Here is a 14,985-nt window from a genome sequence, read left to right as displayed (position 1 = left end):
GGCGCACCATGAGCCAGCAGACCCGCGTCCACCTCATCAGCCTCGGCTGTTCCCGCAATGACGTGGACAGTGAGGAACTAGCCGGGCGGCTGGCGGCGGGCGGCTACCAACTGGTCGCCGAGCCCGAGGAAGCGGACGCGGTCATGGTCAACACCTGTGGTTTCGTTGAGAGCGCCAAGCAGGATTCGGTCGATACCTTGCTGGCGGCTGCGGACCTGAAACAGAGCGGCAAGGCCCAAGCCGTGGTGGCGGTGGGCTGCATGGCCGAGCGCTACGGCAGCGAGTTGGCCGGTGCGCTGCCCGAGGCCGATGCGGTGCTCGGATTCGACCGGTACGCCACCATCGCTGAGGACCTGCAACGGATCCTGTCCGGCGAGTCACTGCCTTCCCACCAACCCCAGGACCGCCGCAAGCTGCTGCCGATTGCCCCCAAGGCACGTCCGGCCGCGGCCGGCGCGGTGACCATCCCGGGGCACGCCCATCACGCCGATGCCGGACCTGACCTGCCCAACGGCCTGGCGCCCGCCTCCGGCCCTCGTCCGGTACGTCAGCGGCTCGGCACCGGCCCGATGGCACCGCTGAAGATGGCCTCTGGCTGTGACCGCCGCTGCACCTTCTGTGCGATCCCGGCCTTCCGCGGCGCGTATCTGTCCCGGCCGCCGGCCGAGATCGTGTCCGAGGCCCAATGGCTCGTGAGTCAGGGTGTACGCGAAGTGTTCCTGGTGTCGGAGAACTCCACCTCCTATGGCAAGGACCTCGGCGATCTGCGGCTGATGGAGCAGGTGCTGGAGGATCTGTCCGAGGTCGAGGGACTGGAGTGGATCCGGGTCTCCTACCTCCAGCCTGCCGAGATTCGGCCCTCGCTGATCAACGCGATGACCAGCGTCCCCAAGGTGGTGCCCTACTTCGACCTGTCCTTCCAGCACGCCGCGCCGGGCGTCCTCAAGCGGATGCGCCGCTACGGCGACCCGGCCTCCTTCGCCGAGCTGGTCGGCGCGGTCCGCGCCCATGCGCCCCAGGCCGGCATCCGCAGCAATGTCATCGTCGGATTTCCCGGCGAGACCGAGGACGACGTCGACGTGCTGGCCGATTTTCTGGCCGACGTCAGCCTGGATGTGGTGGGCGTCTTCGGCTACTCCGACGAGGACGGCACCGAAGCCGCGACCATGACCGACAAGGTGTCCGCCGACGTGATCGCCGAACGGGTGGACCGGATCACCCAGCTGGTCAGCGAACTCACCGACCAGCGGGCCGAGGAACGGGTGGGGGAGCGGTGGCCGGTGTTGGTCGAGGAGATCGACCTCGACACCGGCGAGGTGTGGGGGCGTGCCCCGCACCAGGGCCCGGAGGTCGACGGCCAGGTACGACTGGTCGACAGCGAGGGCGAACCGCTGACCGCAGTGGCAGTCGGTGACCTGGTCCAGGTCGAATGCATCGACAGCGAGGGTGTCGATCTTGTCGGCACCCGGCCGCCCGCGTAGGTTGCTGCTGGGAGCGGGCCGGCGGTGGCCGGTCTGCGTACCCGAACCGGCACGATCAGCAGTTCAGCAAGACACCAGCACCAGACCAGCATCAGTAACAACAGGGGTGGGCCGTGAGCAATGACGCCAGCAGTGGGACATCGCAGGTGTCGCCGTGGAATGTCCCCAATGCCTTGACCGTGCTGCGGCTGCTGATGGTGCCGCTGTTCGCTTGGATGCTGCTGTCCCATCCCGATGATCCGGTGTGGCGCTGGGCCACCACCGGCGTCTTCGTGCTCGCCATGTTGACCGATCTGGCGGACGGCAAGATCGCTCGCCGCTACAACATCGTCACCGACTTCGGCAAGCTCGCGGATCCGATCGCTGACAAGGCGATGACCGGCATGGCCTTCGTCGGTCTGTCCATCATCGGTGAACTGTGGTGGTGGGTGACGATCGTCATCCTGGTGCGCGAATGGGGCATCACCGTGATGCGGTTCGCCATCATCAAGTGGGGCGTGATGGCCGCCAACCGGGGCGGCAAACTCAAGACGGTCTTCCAGACCGCAGCCATCATCCTGGCGCTGATGCCACTCCCGGACCTGCTGCGCCCGGTGGCCTGGGTGGTCATGGCGATCGCGCTCCTGCTGACCGTCCTGACCGGTCTGGACTACGTCCGCGAAGCAGCCAAGCTGCGGCGGTCCTATCACGAACGTCAGGCCGGCGGCTTCGCGTGAGAACCGATCGCGCCGCCACCGCGATTGCTGCGCTGGGTGCGGCAGCCGCAACCCTGGCAACGGCGGAATCCCTCACCGGTGGGCTGGTCGCGGCCGCCCTGACCGCAGTTCCGGGCGCCTCGAAGGTGATGCGCGGTGGGGTAGTGGCGTACGCGACCGACCTCAAGCAGAGCCTGCTGGGCCTCAGTGATGAACAACTGACGCCAGGCCCTGTCTCGCAATCCACCGCCGAGGCGATGGCTGTCGGCGTACGCCAGGTGTGCGGCGCTGACTGGGGGGTCTCGACCACCGGCGTCGCGGGGCCCGACGCGGTCCCGGAGGCGGCGGTCGGAACGGTCTGGGTGGCGGTTGCCGGACCCGACCGATTGCGCAGCCGCTGCCATCAGTTCGCGGGTGACCGGGCGTCGATCCGCCAGCAGAGCGTCGACGCTGCCCTGAGCCTCTTGGTCGAGACGTTGCCCAGCCGGGTTGTCGGACTGGCCGGGAATAATTGGTCACGCGGCTGCGCTGAAGTAGGCGATAGGCTGGAGGAGACATGACGGAGGTGGACCATGCTCACGCGTGAAATCATCGGTGATGCGCTGCGGCACGAGCGCCAGAGCCAGGGGCGGACCCTGCGCGAGGTCTCCGCCGCCGCCCGGATCAGCTTGGGCTACCTGTCCGAGGTCGAGCGTGGCCACAAGGAAGCCTCCAGTGAACTGTTGGCGGCGATCGCGACCGCACTGGACCTTCCGCTGTCAGAAGTCTTCGGTCTGGTGAGCCTTCGATTGGCCGAGGCCGAGAGTCGTGCCGCCGACAACGTGGTCGAGTTGCGGCGTCCCGCACAGGCTGCCTGAGCCCGACATCGGGCCAGTCTCGGCTAGGGTGCGGCCATGGTAGGCACCAAGGTCCTTGACGACGTCGTTCAGCTCCAGAAGCAACGCAATTCTGCCGGCATCACTTCGGTGTGCTCGGCGCACGATCTCGTGATCGAAGCATCGATCCTGCACGCGGTGGCCGACGGCTCCACCGTGCTCATCGAGGCGACCTCCAATCAGGTCGACCAATACGGCGGCTACACGGGCATGAAGCCGGCCGATTTCCGCGACCGTGTCCTCGCGATCGCCGAACGGTGCGGGCTGCCCGCTGAACGGGTGCTGTTGGGTGGTGATCACCTGGGCACCAACCGCTGGAAGAACTCTCCGGCCGAGGAAGCGATGGCCAAGGCTGAGGTGCTGATCGAGTCCTACGTTGCGGCCGGCTTTGAGAAGATCCACCTGGATTGCTCCTACCCCTGCGCCGGCGACCCCACCCCGCTCACCGACGAGATCGTCGCCGAACGGGCGGCCCGACTGCTCGCTGTGGCTGAACGAACCGCTCGCGAGGCCGGTCTGGAAGGGCGACAGCGCTATGTCATCGGCACCGAGGTGCCCGTGCCCGGCGGCGCCCACGAAACGATTGACACGCTGGAGCCGACCAGCGCCGATGCCTGTCGGCACACCCTGCAGGCCCACAAGGATGCGTTCGAGAAGGTCGGCCTGTCCGATGTGTGGCCCAGGATCACCGCTGTGGTGGTGCAGCCCGGTGTCGAGTTCGACCACGAGAACGTGTTTCTCTATGACCCGTCGCGCACCAAGGAACTGCGTGAGGTCCTCGACGATGAACCCAACCTGGTCTTCGAGTGCCATTCGACCGACTACCAGACCGCGGACCTGTTGGCGCAATTGGTCACCGACCACTGGGCGGTCCTCAAGGTCGGTCCGTGGCTGACGTTCGCGCTGCGCGAGGCGCTGTTTGCGCTGGCCAGCATCGAGGCTGAGCTGCTCGGTGCGGATGCCGACCTGTCCCGACTGCCGGAGGTGGTCGAGGAGGTCATGGTGGCCAAGCCGGAGCAGTGGCAGTCCTACTACGAGGGAGATGCCGAGGAGCAGCGCATCAAACGGCGCTACTCGTTCTCCGACCGGCTGCGGTACTACTGGCCTGACGAGCAGGTCCATGCCGCCGAGGAGAAGCTGTTCGCCAACTTGGCTGGTCGCGAGATCCCGCTGCCGCTGCTGAGCCAGTTTCTGCCGGCGCAGTTCACCCGCGTCCAGCTGGGGGAGGTTCCCAACGACGCCCGAGCCATTGCGATGGACCGGGTCCGCGACGTGCTGCGGCTCTACTCGGCGGCCTGTCGATCCGCCGGTCGCTGACTCAGGCCCACCGCCCCGGTGGCGGCCCAGCCATGTGCCGGGCCGTCACTGGGGAGCGTTTGGTGTCAGCAGTTTTTTGTTGTCACCGGCGCTGAGAGGCCGCAGGTCTGGCACAGCGGTTCCGTCACAGAGGTGGCCGGAACCCACTCGGCGTCATCGCCCAGCCGGCATCGGTCAGGGCCTTGGACCAGGCCGGTTCGGTCAGGACGCCGAGGCCGTCGACCCGTTCCAAGGTGGGGCGGCGGGGCCCACGATGGCTCCGTAGGTGTGCTCCGAGAGCGGTCAACGCCTCACTGGGCGGCAGTTCAGCGTCGAACGTCACCAGACTGCGACGTCCTGATTCCATGTACGCCACGCACCGTCCCTCGACCTGCACCACAAGTGAGCCGGCCCGGCGCGAGGGGCGATGTCCGCCTTGTGCCTCGGGCCACGCCAGCGCCGCACCCCACGGGTTGGCCGGGTCGCTGGCGGCCAGGATCACGGTCCCGGTCGGGGCGGCGGATCGGAGCCGGTCCACGACCTCCGGCAACGCGAACTGGGCCGCCCCCAGCCCGGTCACGAAGTAGCCGCGGCGGCACACTCCGGCCAGCTCCAAGTCGCTCAACGCCCGATAGACCTCGCCGAAGTTGGGCCCGATCTCGGCCTCGGTGGAGCCCCGGGTGAGGATGCCGTGGCGTTCCAGCTGGTAGGCCAATCGGGCTGCCGGACTGGTGGATTCATCGGTGGGCGGGACCCGGGACCACCTCCCGCCGGGCACGGCGGGGCCGACGGGTCGGATCGGGACCCGCATTGAGGGCCGGCGGGCCCGGCGGGTGCGGGTGGCGCTGGGACGGCGGGTGCTGGGGCGTTGCCCCAACAGTTCCCGCAGCGGTGCGAAGGTGTCGCTGCGCACCTGGCCTGCCCACACCGCCTGCCACAGCCCGGTGCGGAGCTGGTCGCCGCCGCCCTCCAGCCCCAGCTCGGTCAACAGCCACGAGCCGCCACCACCCAGCCGGTCCACCAACTCGGCCGCGACCGGATCGGTGACCTCCTGCGGGGTGGGTGGATGAGCACTGTCAGCGGGCCACAGTTGCACGACGCCATCGGAGCTGCCAACCCCCTGCACCCCGTTCCAGACCACCGCCCCTTCGGCCAGCAATTGGTCCAGCCAGCCGGGCTGATAGTCGGGCAACCGGGCCGGCAGGATTTCGCTCTCGAGGTCGCTCAGGGCCAGTGGGGCACCGGCCAGCTGGCTGATGACGGCGTACAACCGGTCCGGTCCGAACTCCTCAGCCGGCTCGGTGGCGGGTCCGCGCGGTGTGATCTCCTGCCACTCGGTCAGGAAGCGCGCCAGATGGGATCCCTCGACCGGTTCGACCTGCTGGCGCAACCGGGCCAGCGCCCGGCGCTGGATCATCGCCAGCACCTTGCGGTCGCAGTACGCCGGTGGCCCGTCGACGGTGAACTGCCCCATCACCCATTCACTGTCGCTGCCCCGGCCGGCGAGCCGGTCGACGATCTGGCGCAGTTCGGCCGGTGGCAGTGGCAGGTGCTGTGCCAACGCTTCGAAGGTGAAAGGTCCGTGGTGGCGGGCGTACCGCTGCACCAGCCGGATCGCCGCGTCCGCGACGGGTGCCGGGCTGCCATAGCCCGGCGGCACCGGCAGCCCGAGGGCGTCGCGGACCAGCCCGAGGTCCTCGGCGACGACGAACTGGTCGCCCAGTTGCACCAGCCGTCGCTCGGTCAGCAGTTCCTCGAGCCACTGGAGGGCCAGATCGGGGTCGGCCCCGTCAGTGTCTGCCCCGGAGGTGTCGGTCCGAGCCAGTACGTCTGCACGGGCCAGCGGGCCCAACCGTCGGACCAGATCGGCGAGGCTCGCCGGCGAGGTGGCCCGACGCTGCGGGCTCAGGCACTGCAGCTCGGCTTCGATCTCGGCGATCGCATCCGGGTCGAGCAGGTCACCGGCCTGACCGGTGCCCAACAGGTCGGCCAGCAGCCCCGGATCCAGACTGAGCGCCGCGGTGCGCCGCTCAGCCAACGGCTGGTCACCGTCGTAGAGGAACTCGGCGACATAACCGAAGAGCAGGCTGCGCGCCATCGGTGAGGGCTGCTCGGTGAGGACCTCATGGATCTGGATCCGGCGAGCCGCCATGTCGCGGTGCAGTTGCTGCAGGGCCGGTAGGTCGAAGACGTCGTGGAGGCATTCCCGCACTGTCTCCAACACGATCGGGAAGTCGGGATGGTCGGCTGCGACTTCCAACAGCTGCGCAGCCCGCATCCGCTGCTGCCACAGCGGCGAACGACGGCCGGGGTCCCGGCGCGGCAACAACAGCGCACGTTGGGCACATTCCCGGAATCGCGCGGCGAACAGGGCGGATCCGGCCACCGCATGGGCGACGTCATCGGCGATCCGATCCTGGTCGTACCAGAGCAGTTCCGCCCCGGGTGGTGCGTCGGTGCTGTCGGGCACCCGCAGCACGATTCCGTCATTGCTGGCGGTGGCCTTCACGTCGAAGCCCCAGCGCTGGGCTGCGTTGGCTTCGATGAGCAGGGCCCAGGGCGCCAGCACAGCATTGCCGAGCTGGCTGTGGACACACAGTCGCCAGTCACCGAGCTCGTCGCGGAAGCGTTCCACCACGATCTGACGGTCATGGGGCAGAACACCGGTGGCTTCTCGTTGCCGGGCAAGGTGGTGGCTGAGGTTCTCGCGTGCCCAGGCATCGGCCTGGGGCAGCTCGTCCGCGAGAGCGGCATCGTCCACGGTGGCCCAGCGGCGTACGGCGGCGCCCAACGCCTGCCCCAACTCCACTGGTCGGGACACCGCGTCGCCCTTCCAGAAGGGGAGTCGACCGATGGCGCCGGGGGCGGGCGACACCAGCACCTGCTGGGCGGTGATCTCCTCGATCCGCCAACTGCTGGTGCCCAAGGTGATGACGTCACCCACCCGGGACTCGTAAATCATCTCCTCGTCGAGTTCGCCAACCCGGCGCGGCCCATCGTCGCCTGCCACCAGGAAGACCCCGAACAGGCCTCGGTCAGGAATGGTGCCGCCGGAGGTGGTCACCAGCCGCTGGGCTCCTGGTGCTGCTCGCAGCGTCCTGGTCAGTGGATCGCGCAGCAGTCGGGGCCGCAACTCGGCGAAATCCTCGCTGGGGTAACGGCCACACAGCATGTCGACAACCGAGCCGAACACCGCCTCGGACAACTCCCGAAAAGGATCACTGCGTCGCAGCAGTGCCAGCAGTGTCGAGGGGTCCTGCGGCTGGCGTACGCAAGCAGCCACCACCAGCTGGGCCAGCACGTCCAGCGGGTTGCGCAGGGCTGGCATCGTCTCGATCTGGCCCGTCCGCATCCGTTGGGTGACGACCAGGCTTTCCAACACGTCGCCGGCGTGCAAGGGGAGCAGGACGCCCCGCGAGACCGCACCGACATGGTGGCCGGCCCGACCGACCCGCTGCAGCCCGCTGGCGACCGAGGGCGGCGAGCCGATCTGGATCACCTGGTCCACTGCGCCCATGTCGATGCCCAACTCGAGCGAGGAGGTGGCCACGACACAACGCAGCGTCCCTGCCTTCAGGGCTGACTCCACCTCCAGTCTCACCTGTTTGGACATCGACCCGTGGTGGGCACGGGCAAAGGCCGTCTCGTGACTGGAGTCCTGTGGGCTTCCTGATGTGTCGTCCGGGTCAGGGGCGGCCAAATCGTTGAGGTGTTGGGTGACGCGCTCGGCGATTCGACGGGAGTTGACGAAGACCAGCGTCGAGCGATGCCCTTGGACCAGCTCTCGGACCCGGCGTTCCAGGTGCGGCCACGCGGAGTCGGGCACCTCGTCCGGGCCGGCATCGGCCAGTGGTGTCGCGCCGGGATCATCGAAGTCGGCGACCACAGCCTGACAGCTCAGTTGCCACTGCTTGGGGCTGGCCGGCGCGACGATGCTGACGTCACGATCACCGGCCAGGTGGGCCGCGACCCGTTCGGGCGGCTGCACCGTGGCCGAGAGGCCGATCCGCTGCGGATCGGTGGTGCAGCGTGCCGCCAACAGTTCCAGGCTGGCAGCCAGGTGTGCACCCCGTTTGGTGCCGGCCACGGCGTGCACCTCATCGATGATGACGGTGTCCACCTCCTGCAGGGTGTCGCCGACCTGGGAACACAACATCAGCAGCAGCGACTCCGGGGTGGTGATGAGGATGTCGGGCGGATGGGTGAGCAGCCGCCGCCGTTCATTGGCCGGGGTGTCGCCACTGCGGACTCCGATCCGCACCGGTGGCAGCGTGGTGTGGGGATCCTGCTGGGCAGCGGCGATCTCGATGCCGCGCAGTGGCGCTCGCAGGTTGCGTTCCACGTCCACCCCGAGCGCCTTCAACGGGGAGATGTAGAGGACCCGTACGCCGGGGCGCTGCCTCGGCTCGAGGTCGCGGCGGAGCAGTCGGTCGATGGCGACCAGGAATGCCGCGAGGGTCTTGCCCGAACCTGTCGGTGCGATGACCAGACTGTGGGCGCCAGCCTGGATCTGGCGCCACGCCTCACTCTGGACCGCAGTCGGTGCCGGGAAGGAGGAACGGAACCAGGACTGCACCGGCGCACTGAAACCGGTCAACGGGTCGTCGGTCCGTTGGTCACGGGTGGGGGAGTCCTTGCGCGGCATGCGACCATGGTGCCCGCACTGTCAGACAGTTTTCGACCGGACCCGACGTCTCGTGGGCGCTGGCGGTGCGACCGGGGCCGATCGAGGGGGAGCGAGATGCGCGAGACGGAGCTGCGAGCGCGGCTGGCGCGGCACCTGGGCGGTGCCTACGCAACCGTGTGGTCTGGCCAGTACGTGCTCGCCGACCTGGGCGGCCGGACTGTCGACGAGGCGATTGCTGCAGGCGTGCCGTGCAAGATCGTCTGGCGCGCTGTGTGGGCGGCCCTGGAACTTGCTCCCAGCGAGCGCTGACCAGCACCGCCGACAAGCTGACGAACAGATCCGAGACACGCCAGGAAAGCGTTGGCGTTCGAACACATGTTCGGTAAGTTGTCCACTGTCACGAACTGAGTCGAAGCACCATCCACAGGCCAAGGGCTGTCCCGACATTTTGTCGGACCCCTTTCCTAGGGTGACCACCATCCGCTGGCGCAACGGCGTCCGGGCACGACACAACAAGGAGGACGCGATGGCACAGGCCAAGGTTGACCGAGCAGAGAGCAAGGGCAAGTCGGACCGCGAGAAGGCGCTCGACGCAGCGCTGGCGCAGATCGAGAAGGCTCACGGCAAGGGATCGATCATGCGGCTCGGCGAGGACACACGCCAGCCGATCGCGGTGATCCCGACCGGGTCGATCGCGTTGGACATCGCGCTGGGCATCGGCGGGCTGCCGCGGGGCCGGGTTGTGGAGGTCTACGGACCGGAGTCCAGCGGTAAGACCACCGTTGCGCTGCATGCCATCGCCAATGCGCAGCGCGAGGGTGGCATCTGCGCCTTCATCGATGCCGAGCATGCGCTCGATCCCGACTATGCCCAGAAGCTGGGCGTCAACACCGATGACTTGCTGGTCAGCCAGCCCGACAACGGTGAGCAGGCACTCGAGATCGCCGACATGCTCGTCCGTTCCGGTGCGCTGACCATGGTCGTCATCGACTCGGTGGCCGCACTGACCCCGCGCGCTGAGATCGAGGGCGAGATGGGCGACAGTCACGTCGGTCTCCAGGCCCGACTGATGAGCCAGGCGTTGCGCAAGATGACCGGCGCCCTGAAGACCTCCAACACCACCGCGATCTTCATCAACCAGCTACGCGAAAAGATTGGCGTGATGTTCGGTTCGCCGGAGACCACCACCGGTGGCCGTGCTCTGAAGTTCTACTCCTCGGTCCGGCTCGACGTACGCCGCATTGAGACGCTGAAGACGGCATACGAGATGGTCGGCAACCGGACCCGGATCAAGGTTGTGAAGAACAAGGTTGCGCCGCCGTTCAAGCAGGCCGAGTTCGACATCTTGTACGGACAGGGCATCAGCCGCGAGGGCAGCCTGATCGACATGGGTGTGGAGTCTGGCATCATCCGCAAGGCCGGTGCCTGGTTCACCTACGAGGCCGAGCAGCTGGGCCAGGGCAAGGAGAACGCCCGCAACACGCTCAAGACCAACCCGGAGCTGGCAGCAGAGATCGAAGCCAAGATCCTCTCCGCACTCGGCGTCGGGGAACACGCCGTCGCTGAGGAAGAGGTCGATCCGGTCACCGGTGAGGTGTCCTTCTGAGGCAGGCAGGTGAGGGCGTGACCCAGGGCAAGGCAAGGCGGACGGGGAAATCGGACCACGAGCAGCCTGAGTCCCGCGACGAGGCACTCGAACGGGGACGAAACATCCTGTTGGTGCAGCTCACCGCCCAGTCTCGCAGCCGCGCCGAACTTGCGAAGGCGCTTCGGAAGAAGGACATTCCCGAGGACGTCGCGGCCGAGTTGCTGGACCGCTTCGAAGAGGTGTCGCTGGTCGATGACGAGGCCTTTTCGCAGGCGTGGGTGGCGTCCCGGCAGCGCCGCAAGCATCGCTCCAGGCGGATGCTGATGCAGGAGTTGCGCAACAAGGGCGTCGATCCGGAGGTCGCCAAGGAGGCGGTTGACGAGGTCGACGACGATGCCGAGTACGCCGCGGCGCTGGACCTGGCTCGCAGCCGGGTCCAGCGGGCCGGCGATGTCCCAGCCGAGAAGCTTCGGACCCGGGTGGCCGGCTTGTTGGCCCGACGCGGCTACTCAAGCTCGATCGTGTGGCGGGCCGTGGCCGAGGTCATGGAATCGGATGACGAGCTCGATGGGACCGGTCCTGATTGGTGAAGTCGCCGCTGGTGGCGAACTCACCTGCTCTTGGTGAACGCGGCTGATTGGTGCGGGCTGGTGCCCGGGATGACAACGGTGACCCGTGTCAGAGGAGTGGCCGCGGTTTCGGCCGAGTCGTCAGTGGCGTCGGCCAGCGGTGGTCGCCGCGCCCCACTAAGGTGGGACCGCAGGCAATCGAGGAGGCGACGTGTGGGACATTCCGTGGTGGGGCTGGCTGCTCGGCCTCCTCGGCGTCCTCGTGGTGCCCACCATCATCGCGATCGGCTTCATCTTGGTGGCTGGCTTGGTGCGCAGTTGGGCCGCCAAGAGTGTTGACAAGAACGCCGCCAGTGCCGAACTGGCCGCCCAGCAGGCGCTGCAGGCCAAGGGGAGCGAGCACCGTCCTGGCCAGGACGAGCCCGGCCCAGACCAGCCCGGCCCGGACCAGCCCAGTCAGGATCGGCCCAGTCAGGATCGGCCCAGTCAGGATCGGCCCAGTCAGGATCAGGGCGATCGGGTTCGAGCCGACCGCTCTGCTCCCGCCGGCGCGGCGCACCACGCACCGACCTCAGCCCAGTCCGGGCCGGTCCCCGCCGGTCGGGCCACGCCCGCTCTCGGTGCTGAGGGCGCTCCGGCAACGACGGAGGAAGCCGCAGCAGCGACGACCGACGACCGGAGCACTGCCTCTGCCCAGGTTGATCCGGCGGAGGCCGCCGCGTCGGTGGCGGCTCAGGAGCGGGCCGCAGCCGTGTTGGAGGCAGCCGAAGCTGATGTCGCACAGATGCGACGTGAACTCCAGGAGGAACGCGCCGAACTGCGTGAGCAACGGTCCTCTCAGGAGCGGCGTGAGTCACGCCTCAACGAACGTGAGCTCAAGCTCGACGGTGAGACCAAGGGTGTCGAGACCCGATCCGCAGTGGTCGAACAGATCCGCTATGACCTCATCAACCGTGCCGCAGAGCTCAACCGGGCCGAGGCCGACCTGGCCGCCGAGGCAGAGCGGATCGCAGGCCTGACTGCCGAGGAAGCCCGGGCCGAAGTGCTCGCCGCCGCCGAACACGAGGCACGGCTGGATGCCACCACGATCCAACGCACCATTGAGAAGGAAGCTGAGCGCAACGCTCAGCGGCGCGCCCAGGAGATCATCGTCGGCGCGATCCAGCGGATGGCCGCCGACCAGACCTCGGAGTCGGTCGTCGCGACCGTTGACCTTCCCAGTGATGACATGAAGGGTCGCATCATCGGCCGTGAAGGGCGCAACATCCGCACCTTCGAGCAGGTCACCGGCGTCAACGTCCTCATCGACGACACTCCCGAGAGCGTCCAGTTGTCCTGTTTCGACCCGGTACGCCGCGAGACTGCCCGGATTGCGATGGCTGACCTGGTCGCCGATGGCCGTATCCACCCCTCCCGGATTGAAGAGGCGTACGAGCGGGCCACGGAGCAGATCAACGAGCGGATCCTGCGGGCGGCTGAGGACGCCTGCCACGAGGTCGGCATCACCGACCTGCACCCGGACCTGATGCCGATCCTGGGCTCGCTGCGCTATCGCACCTCCTATGGGCAGAACGTTCTCAAGCACCTCGTCGAGTCTGCTCACCTCGCCGGCCTGATGGCAGCCGAACTCCACCTGGATCCGGTCAGCTGTACGCGCGCGGCATTTCTGCACGACATCGGCAAGGCGCTCACCCACGAGGTGGAGGGGCCGCACGCCATCGTCGGTGCTGATCTGGCCCGCCGCTATGGCGAGCACGAGGACATCGTTCACGCCATTGAGGCCCACCACAACGAGGTCGAGCCGCAGACCGTCGAGGCGGTGCTGGTGCAGGCTGCCGATGCCATCAGCGGTGCCCGCCCGGGCGCCCGGCGCGAGTCGCTGGAGGCGTACGTGAAGCGGCTGGAGCAGTTGGAACAGATCGCCGGATCCCGCGAGGGCGTCGACCGGGTCTTCGCGATGCAGGCCGGCCGAGAGCTGCGCGTGATGGTGCATCCCGACCAGGTCGACGACGCCCAGGCACAGGTGCTGGCGCGCGAGATCGCCCGCCAGGTCCAGGAGGAACTGACCTACCCCGGGCAGATCAAGATCACGGTGGTGCGGGAGTCGCGCGCCACCGAGCTGGCCCGCTGAGCGGTCCGCTCAACCGGTGATCCCGCCGCTCCCTCGTCACCCACAGCGCGCCGAGGCATCGGGGAACCGCAAGAGACCAGCCTCTGGAGCCCCCCAGAGCGAGCCGTCCCCAGAGCGAGCCGTCCCAAGAGCAACGCCCCGAGGAGCGATGCCCTCGGGGCGTCGGGGTTGGGCCATGGCGCTGGGATGGCGGCTCAGGCCTCTACGTCGGCGGTCTCGACCGCCTTCACGTTCATCTGACGACGCATCCGCTGTTCCAACTTGCGAGCCAGCGCCGAGATCGCCACGTTGATGACGATGAACAGCACCGCCGCCACGAACAGCACCGGGATGCTGTTGCCGCCGGAACCGAGCTGGTTGGCGGCGCGCAGCAACTCGGGATAGGCGATCCACTGGCCCAGCGCGGTGTCCTTCAGGACCACCACCAACTGCGCCACCAAGGAGGGCAGCATCGCCGTGATGGCCTGCGGCACCAACACGATGTTGCGGGTCTGGCTGGGGGTCAGGCCGATCGCCAGACCTGCCTCGTGCTGTCCCTTCGGCAGGCTGCCGACACCGGAACGGATCAACTCGGCGATCACTGCGGAGTTGTACAGGGTCAGGCCGACCACCACCGCTGTCAGCGTCAGCGCGGTGCCGCTGAGCGGGGAGAACCGGGCCAGCACGGCGTACGCGAAGAACATCATGACCAGCACCGGTACGGCCCGGAAGAACTCCACGACGACACCGGAGACCTTGCGCAGCACGACGTTGTCGGCGAGTCGTCCCAAACCCAACACGATGCCCAGGACGCCGGCGCAGATCACGGCGATGCCAGCTGCCTGCAGGGTGCCGATGATGCCGGGAAGGAAGTAGAACTCCCAGCTCATCGGATCCAGCAGGAAGGTCCATTTCTCGGGAGTGAACTGGTCCTCGAGCTTCCACACGAGCAGGGCGGCCAGACCGAGCAGGACCACGACGGCGACAACGCTGTAGATGGTGTTGTTGCGGCGCCCTTTGGGTCCCGGTGCGTCAAACAGAACACTGGCGCTCATCGCTTCACCGCCAGCTTCTCCGACAGCCGGGTGAAGGCTGCACCGGCGGGTAAGGTGAGCAGCACGAAGGCTGCCGCGACGATCGCGAAGATGATGAAGATCATCGCTGCCTCGTTCTCGATCTCCTCACGCATCCACAGCGAGAGCTCCGCCACACCGACGGTGGCGGCGATGGTGGTGTTCTTGGTGAGCGCGATGAAGGTGTTGCCCAGCGGGGCGATGGCGCCCCGCAATGCCTGCGGCAGGATCACCTCGCGCAACGAGGTGGAGAAGTCCAGCCCGATCGCGCGGGCGGCTTCTGCCTGCCCGACCGGGACGGTGTTGACGCCGCTGCGCAGCGCCTCGGCCACGAAGGTGGCGTGGTAAAGGATGATCGCGACCACGGCCCAGGAGAAGTTGTGCCAGGTCAGCGGGGCGTCGCTGGGCAACAGTCGCCACTGGGCGCCGACCAGCAAACCGAAGGCGCAGAAGAACACCACCAAGGTGAGCGGCGTGTTGCGGACGAGTTCGGTGTACGCAGTTGAGGCCAGGCGCAACACGGCCACGGGTGACAGCCGCATGATCGCCAGAATCAGTCCCAGGAGTAGTGCTCCGACAGAACCGATCACGGTCAGCTCAACCGTCACCAGCAGCGCGCTACCGATGCGCGGCAGCTGCTCGATGACATAGTCCAGCACGCGGTGTCTCCT

At 67.7% G+C, this 14,985-nt stretch carries 12 protein-coding genes; 9 read left to right on the top strand and 3 right to left on the bottom strand.

Annotation, left to right across the window (positions count from 1 at the left end; all coding sequences use genetic code 11):
• Positions 1 to 8: 8 nt before the first annotated feature.
• From rimO to CGZ91_RS07385, 5 genes are all read left to right on the top strand, one after another.
• Positions 9 to 1,481: a 30S ribosomal protein S12 methylthiotransferase RimO gene (rimO, locus tag CGZ91_RS07405; protein ID WP_094453834.1), complete on the top strand. Its 1,473-nt coding sequence runs from the start codon at positions 9 to 11 to the stop codon at positions 1,479 to 1,481.
• Positions 1,482 to 1,594: 113 nt separating this feature from the next.
• Positions 1,595 to 2,197, top strand: coding sequence for a CDP-diacylglycerol--glycerol-3-phosphate 3-phosphatidyltransferase (pgsA, locus tag CGZ91_RS07400; protein WP_267490236.1), 603 nt, complete (start codon positions 1,595 to 1,597; stop codon positions 2,195 to 2,197).
• Complete coding sequence (locus tag CGZ91_RS07395; protein ID WP_094453832.1) at positions 2,194 to 2,736, top strand: CinA family protein; 543 nt, start codon at positions 2,194 to 2,196, stop codon at positions 2,734 to 2,736. The genes pgsA and CGZ91_RS07395 overlap by 4 nt, the downstream gene beginning before the upstream one ends.
• A gap of 12 nt (positions 2,737 to 2,748) precedes the next feature.
• Positions 2,749 to 3,033, top strand: a complete 285-nt coding sequence (locus tag CGZ91_RS07390) for a helix-turn-helix domain-containing protein (protein ID WP_094449731.1) — start codon at positions 2,749 to 2,751, stop codon at positions 3,031 to 3,033.
• Between the two features lie 36 nt (positions 3,034 to 3,069).
• Positions 3,070 to 4,368: a D-tagatose-bisphosphate aldolase, class II, non-catalytic subunit gene (locus CGZ91_RS07385; protein WP_094453830.1), complete on the top strand. Its 1,299-nt coding sequence runs from the start codon at positions 3,070 to 3,072 to the stop codon at positions 4,366 to 4,368.
• A 124-nt stretch (positions 4,369 to 4,492) separates the two neighbouring features.
• On the opposite strand, the gene CGZ91_RS07380 is transcribed toward CGZ91_RS07385, so the two are convergent.
• On the bottom strand, positions 4,493 to 8,992 hold the full coding sequence (locus tag CGZ91_RS07380; RefSeq protein WP_094453828.1) for a DEAD/DEAH box helicase: 4,500 nt from the start codon (positions 8,990 to 8,992) through the stop codon (positions 4,493 to 4,495).
• Positions 8,993 to 9,088: 96 nt separating this feature from the next.
• Here CGZ91_RS07380 and CGZ91_RS07375 point away from each other — a divergent pair, with 96 nt between their 5' ends.
• The 4 genes from CGZ91_RS07375 (at position 9,089) to rny (ending at position 13,262) form a co-directional block, all read left to right on the top strand.
• A complete protein-coding gene (locus tag CGZ91_RS07375; protein WP_094453826.1) occupies positions 9,089 to 9,283 on the top strand; it encodes a DUF3046 domain-containing protein in 195 nt (64 codons plus the stop codon).
• 217 nt (positions 9,284 to 9,500) lie between these two features.
• Positions 9,501 to 10,580 carry a recombinase RecA gene (gene recA, locus CGZ91_RS07370; protein WP_094454152.1) on the top strand — a complete coding sequence of 360 codons (1,080 nt, stop codon included), beginning with the start codon at positions 9,501 to 9,503 and terminating at the stop codon, positions 10,578 to 10,580.
• A 17-nt stretch (positions 10,581 to 10,597) separates the two neighbouring features.
• The gene (locus tag CGZ91_RS07365; RefSeq protein ID WP_179229264.1) at positions 10,598 to 11,152 is read left to right on the top strand and encodes a regulatory protein RecX; all 555 of its coding nucleotides are present in this window, start codon (positions 10,598 to 10,600) and stop codon (positions 11,150 to 11,152) included.
• Positions 11,153 to 11,342: 190 nt separating this feature from the next.
• Complete coding sequence (gene rny, locus CGZ91_RS07360; RefSeq protein WP_229116483.1) at positions 11,343 to 13,262, top strand: ribonuclease Y; 1,920 nt, start codon at positions 11,343 to 11,345, stop codon at positions 13,260 to 13,262.
• A 194-nt stretch (positions 13,263 to 13,456) separates the two neighbouring features.
• Here the strand turns inward: rny and CGZ91_RS07355 are convergent, their stop codons facing one another.
• Positions 13,457 to 14,296 carry an amino acid ABC transporter permease gene (locus CGZ91_RS07355; RefSeq protein WP_094453822.1) on the bottom strand — a complete coding sequence of 280 codons (840 nt, stop codon included), beginning with the start codon at positions 14,294 to 14,296 and terminating at the stop codon, positions 13,457 to 13,459.
• Positions 14,293 to 14,973 carry an amino acid ABC transporter permease gene (locus CGZ91_RS07350; RefSeq protein ID WP_094449738.1) on the bottom strand — a complete coding sequence of 227 codons (681 nt, stop codon included), beginning with the start codon at positions 14,971 to 14,973 and terminating at the stop codon, positions 14,293 to 14,295. Before CGZ91_RS07350 ends, CGZ91_RS07355 begins: the two co-directional genes overlap by 4 nt.
• Between the last annotated feature and the right edge of the window lie 12 nt (positions 14,974 to 14,985).

This window comes from Parenemella sanctibonifatiensis, assembly GCF_002250565.1.
Lineage (GTDB): Bacteria > Actinomycetota > Actinomycetes > Propionibacteriales > Propionibacteriaceae > Parenemella > Parenemella sanctibonifatiensis.
Note: the sequence above shows the minus strand (reverse complement) of the source record. Positions and strands in the feature narration are given on the sequence as shown.

Coding starts and splice junctions, on each gene's coding strand:
- rimO (WP_094453834.1), top strand. CDS start 9: ATGAGCCAGCAGACCCGCGTCCACCTCATCAGCCTCGGCTGTTCCCGC.
- CGZ91_RS07390 (WP_094449731.1), top strand. CDS start 2,749: ATGCTCACGCGTGAAATCATCGGTGATGCGCTGCGGCACGAGCGCCAG.
- CGZ91_RS07385 (WP_094453830.1), top strand. CDS start 3,070: ATGGTAGGCACCAAGGTCCTTGACGACGTCGTTCAGCTCCAGAAGCAA.
- CGZ91_RS07380 (WP_094453828.1), bottom strand. CDS start 8,992: ATGCCGCGCAAGGACTCCCCCACCCGTGACCAACGGACCGACGACCCG.
- CGZ91_RS07375 (WP_094453826.1), top strand. CDS start 9,089: ATGCGCGAGACGGAGCTGCGAGCGCGGCTGGCGCGGCACCTGGGCGGT.
- recA (WP_094454152.1), top strand. CDS start 9,501: ATGGCACAGGCCAAGGTTGACCGAGCAGAGAGCAAGGGCAAGTCGGAC.
- CGZ91_RS07355 (WP_094453822.1), bottom strand. CDS start 14,296: ATGAGCGCCAGTGTTCTGTTTGACGCACCGGGACCCAAAGGGCGCCGC.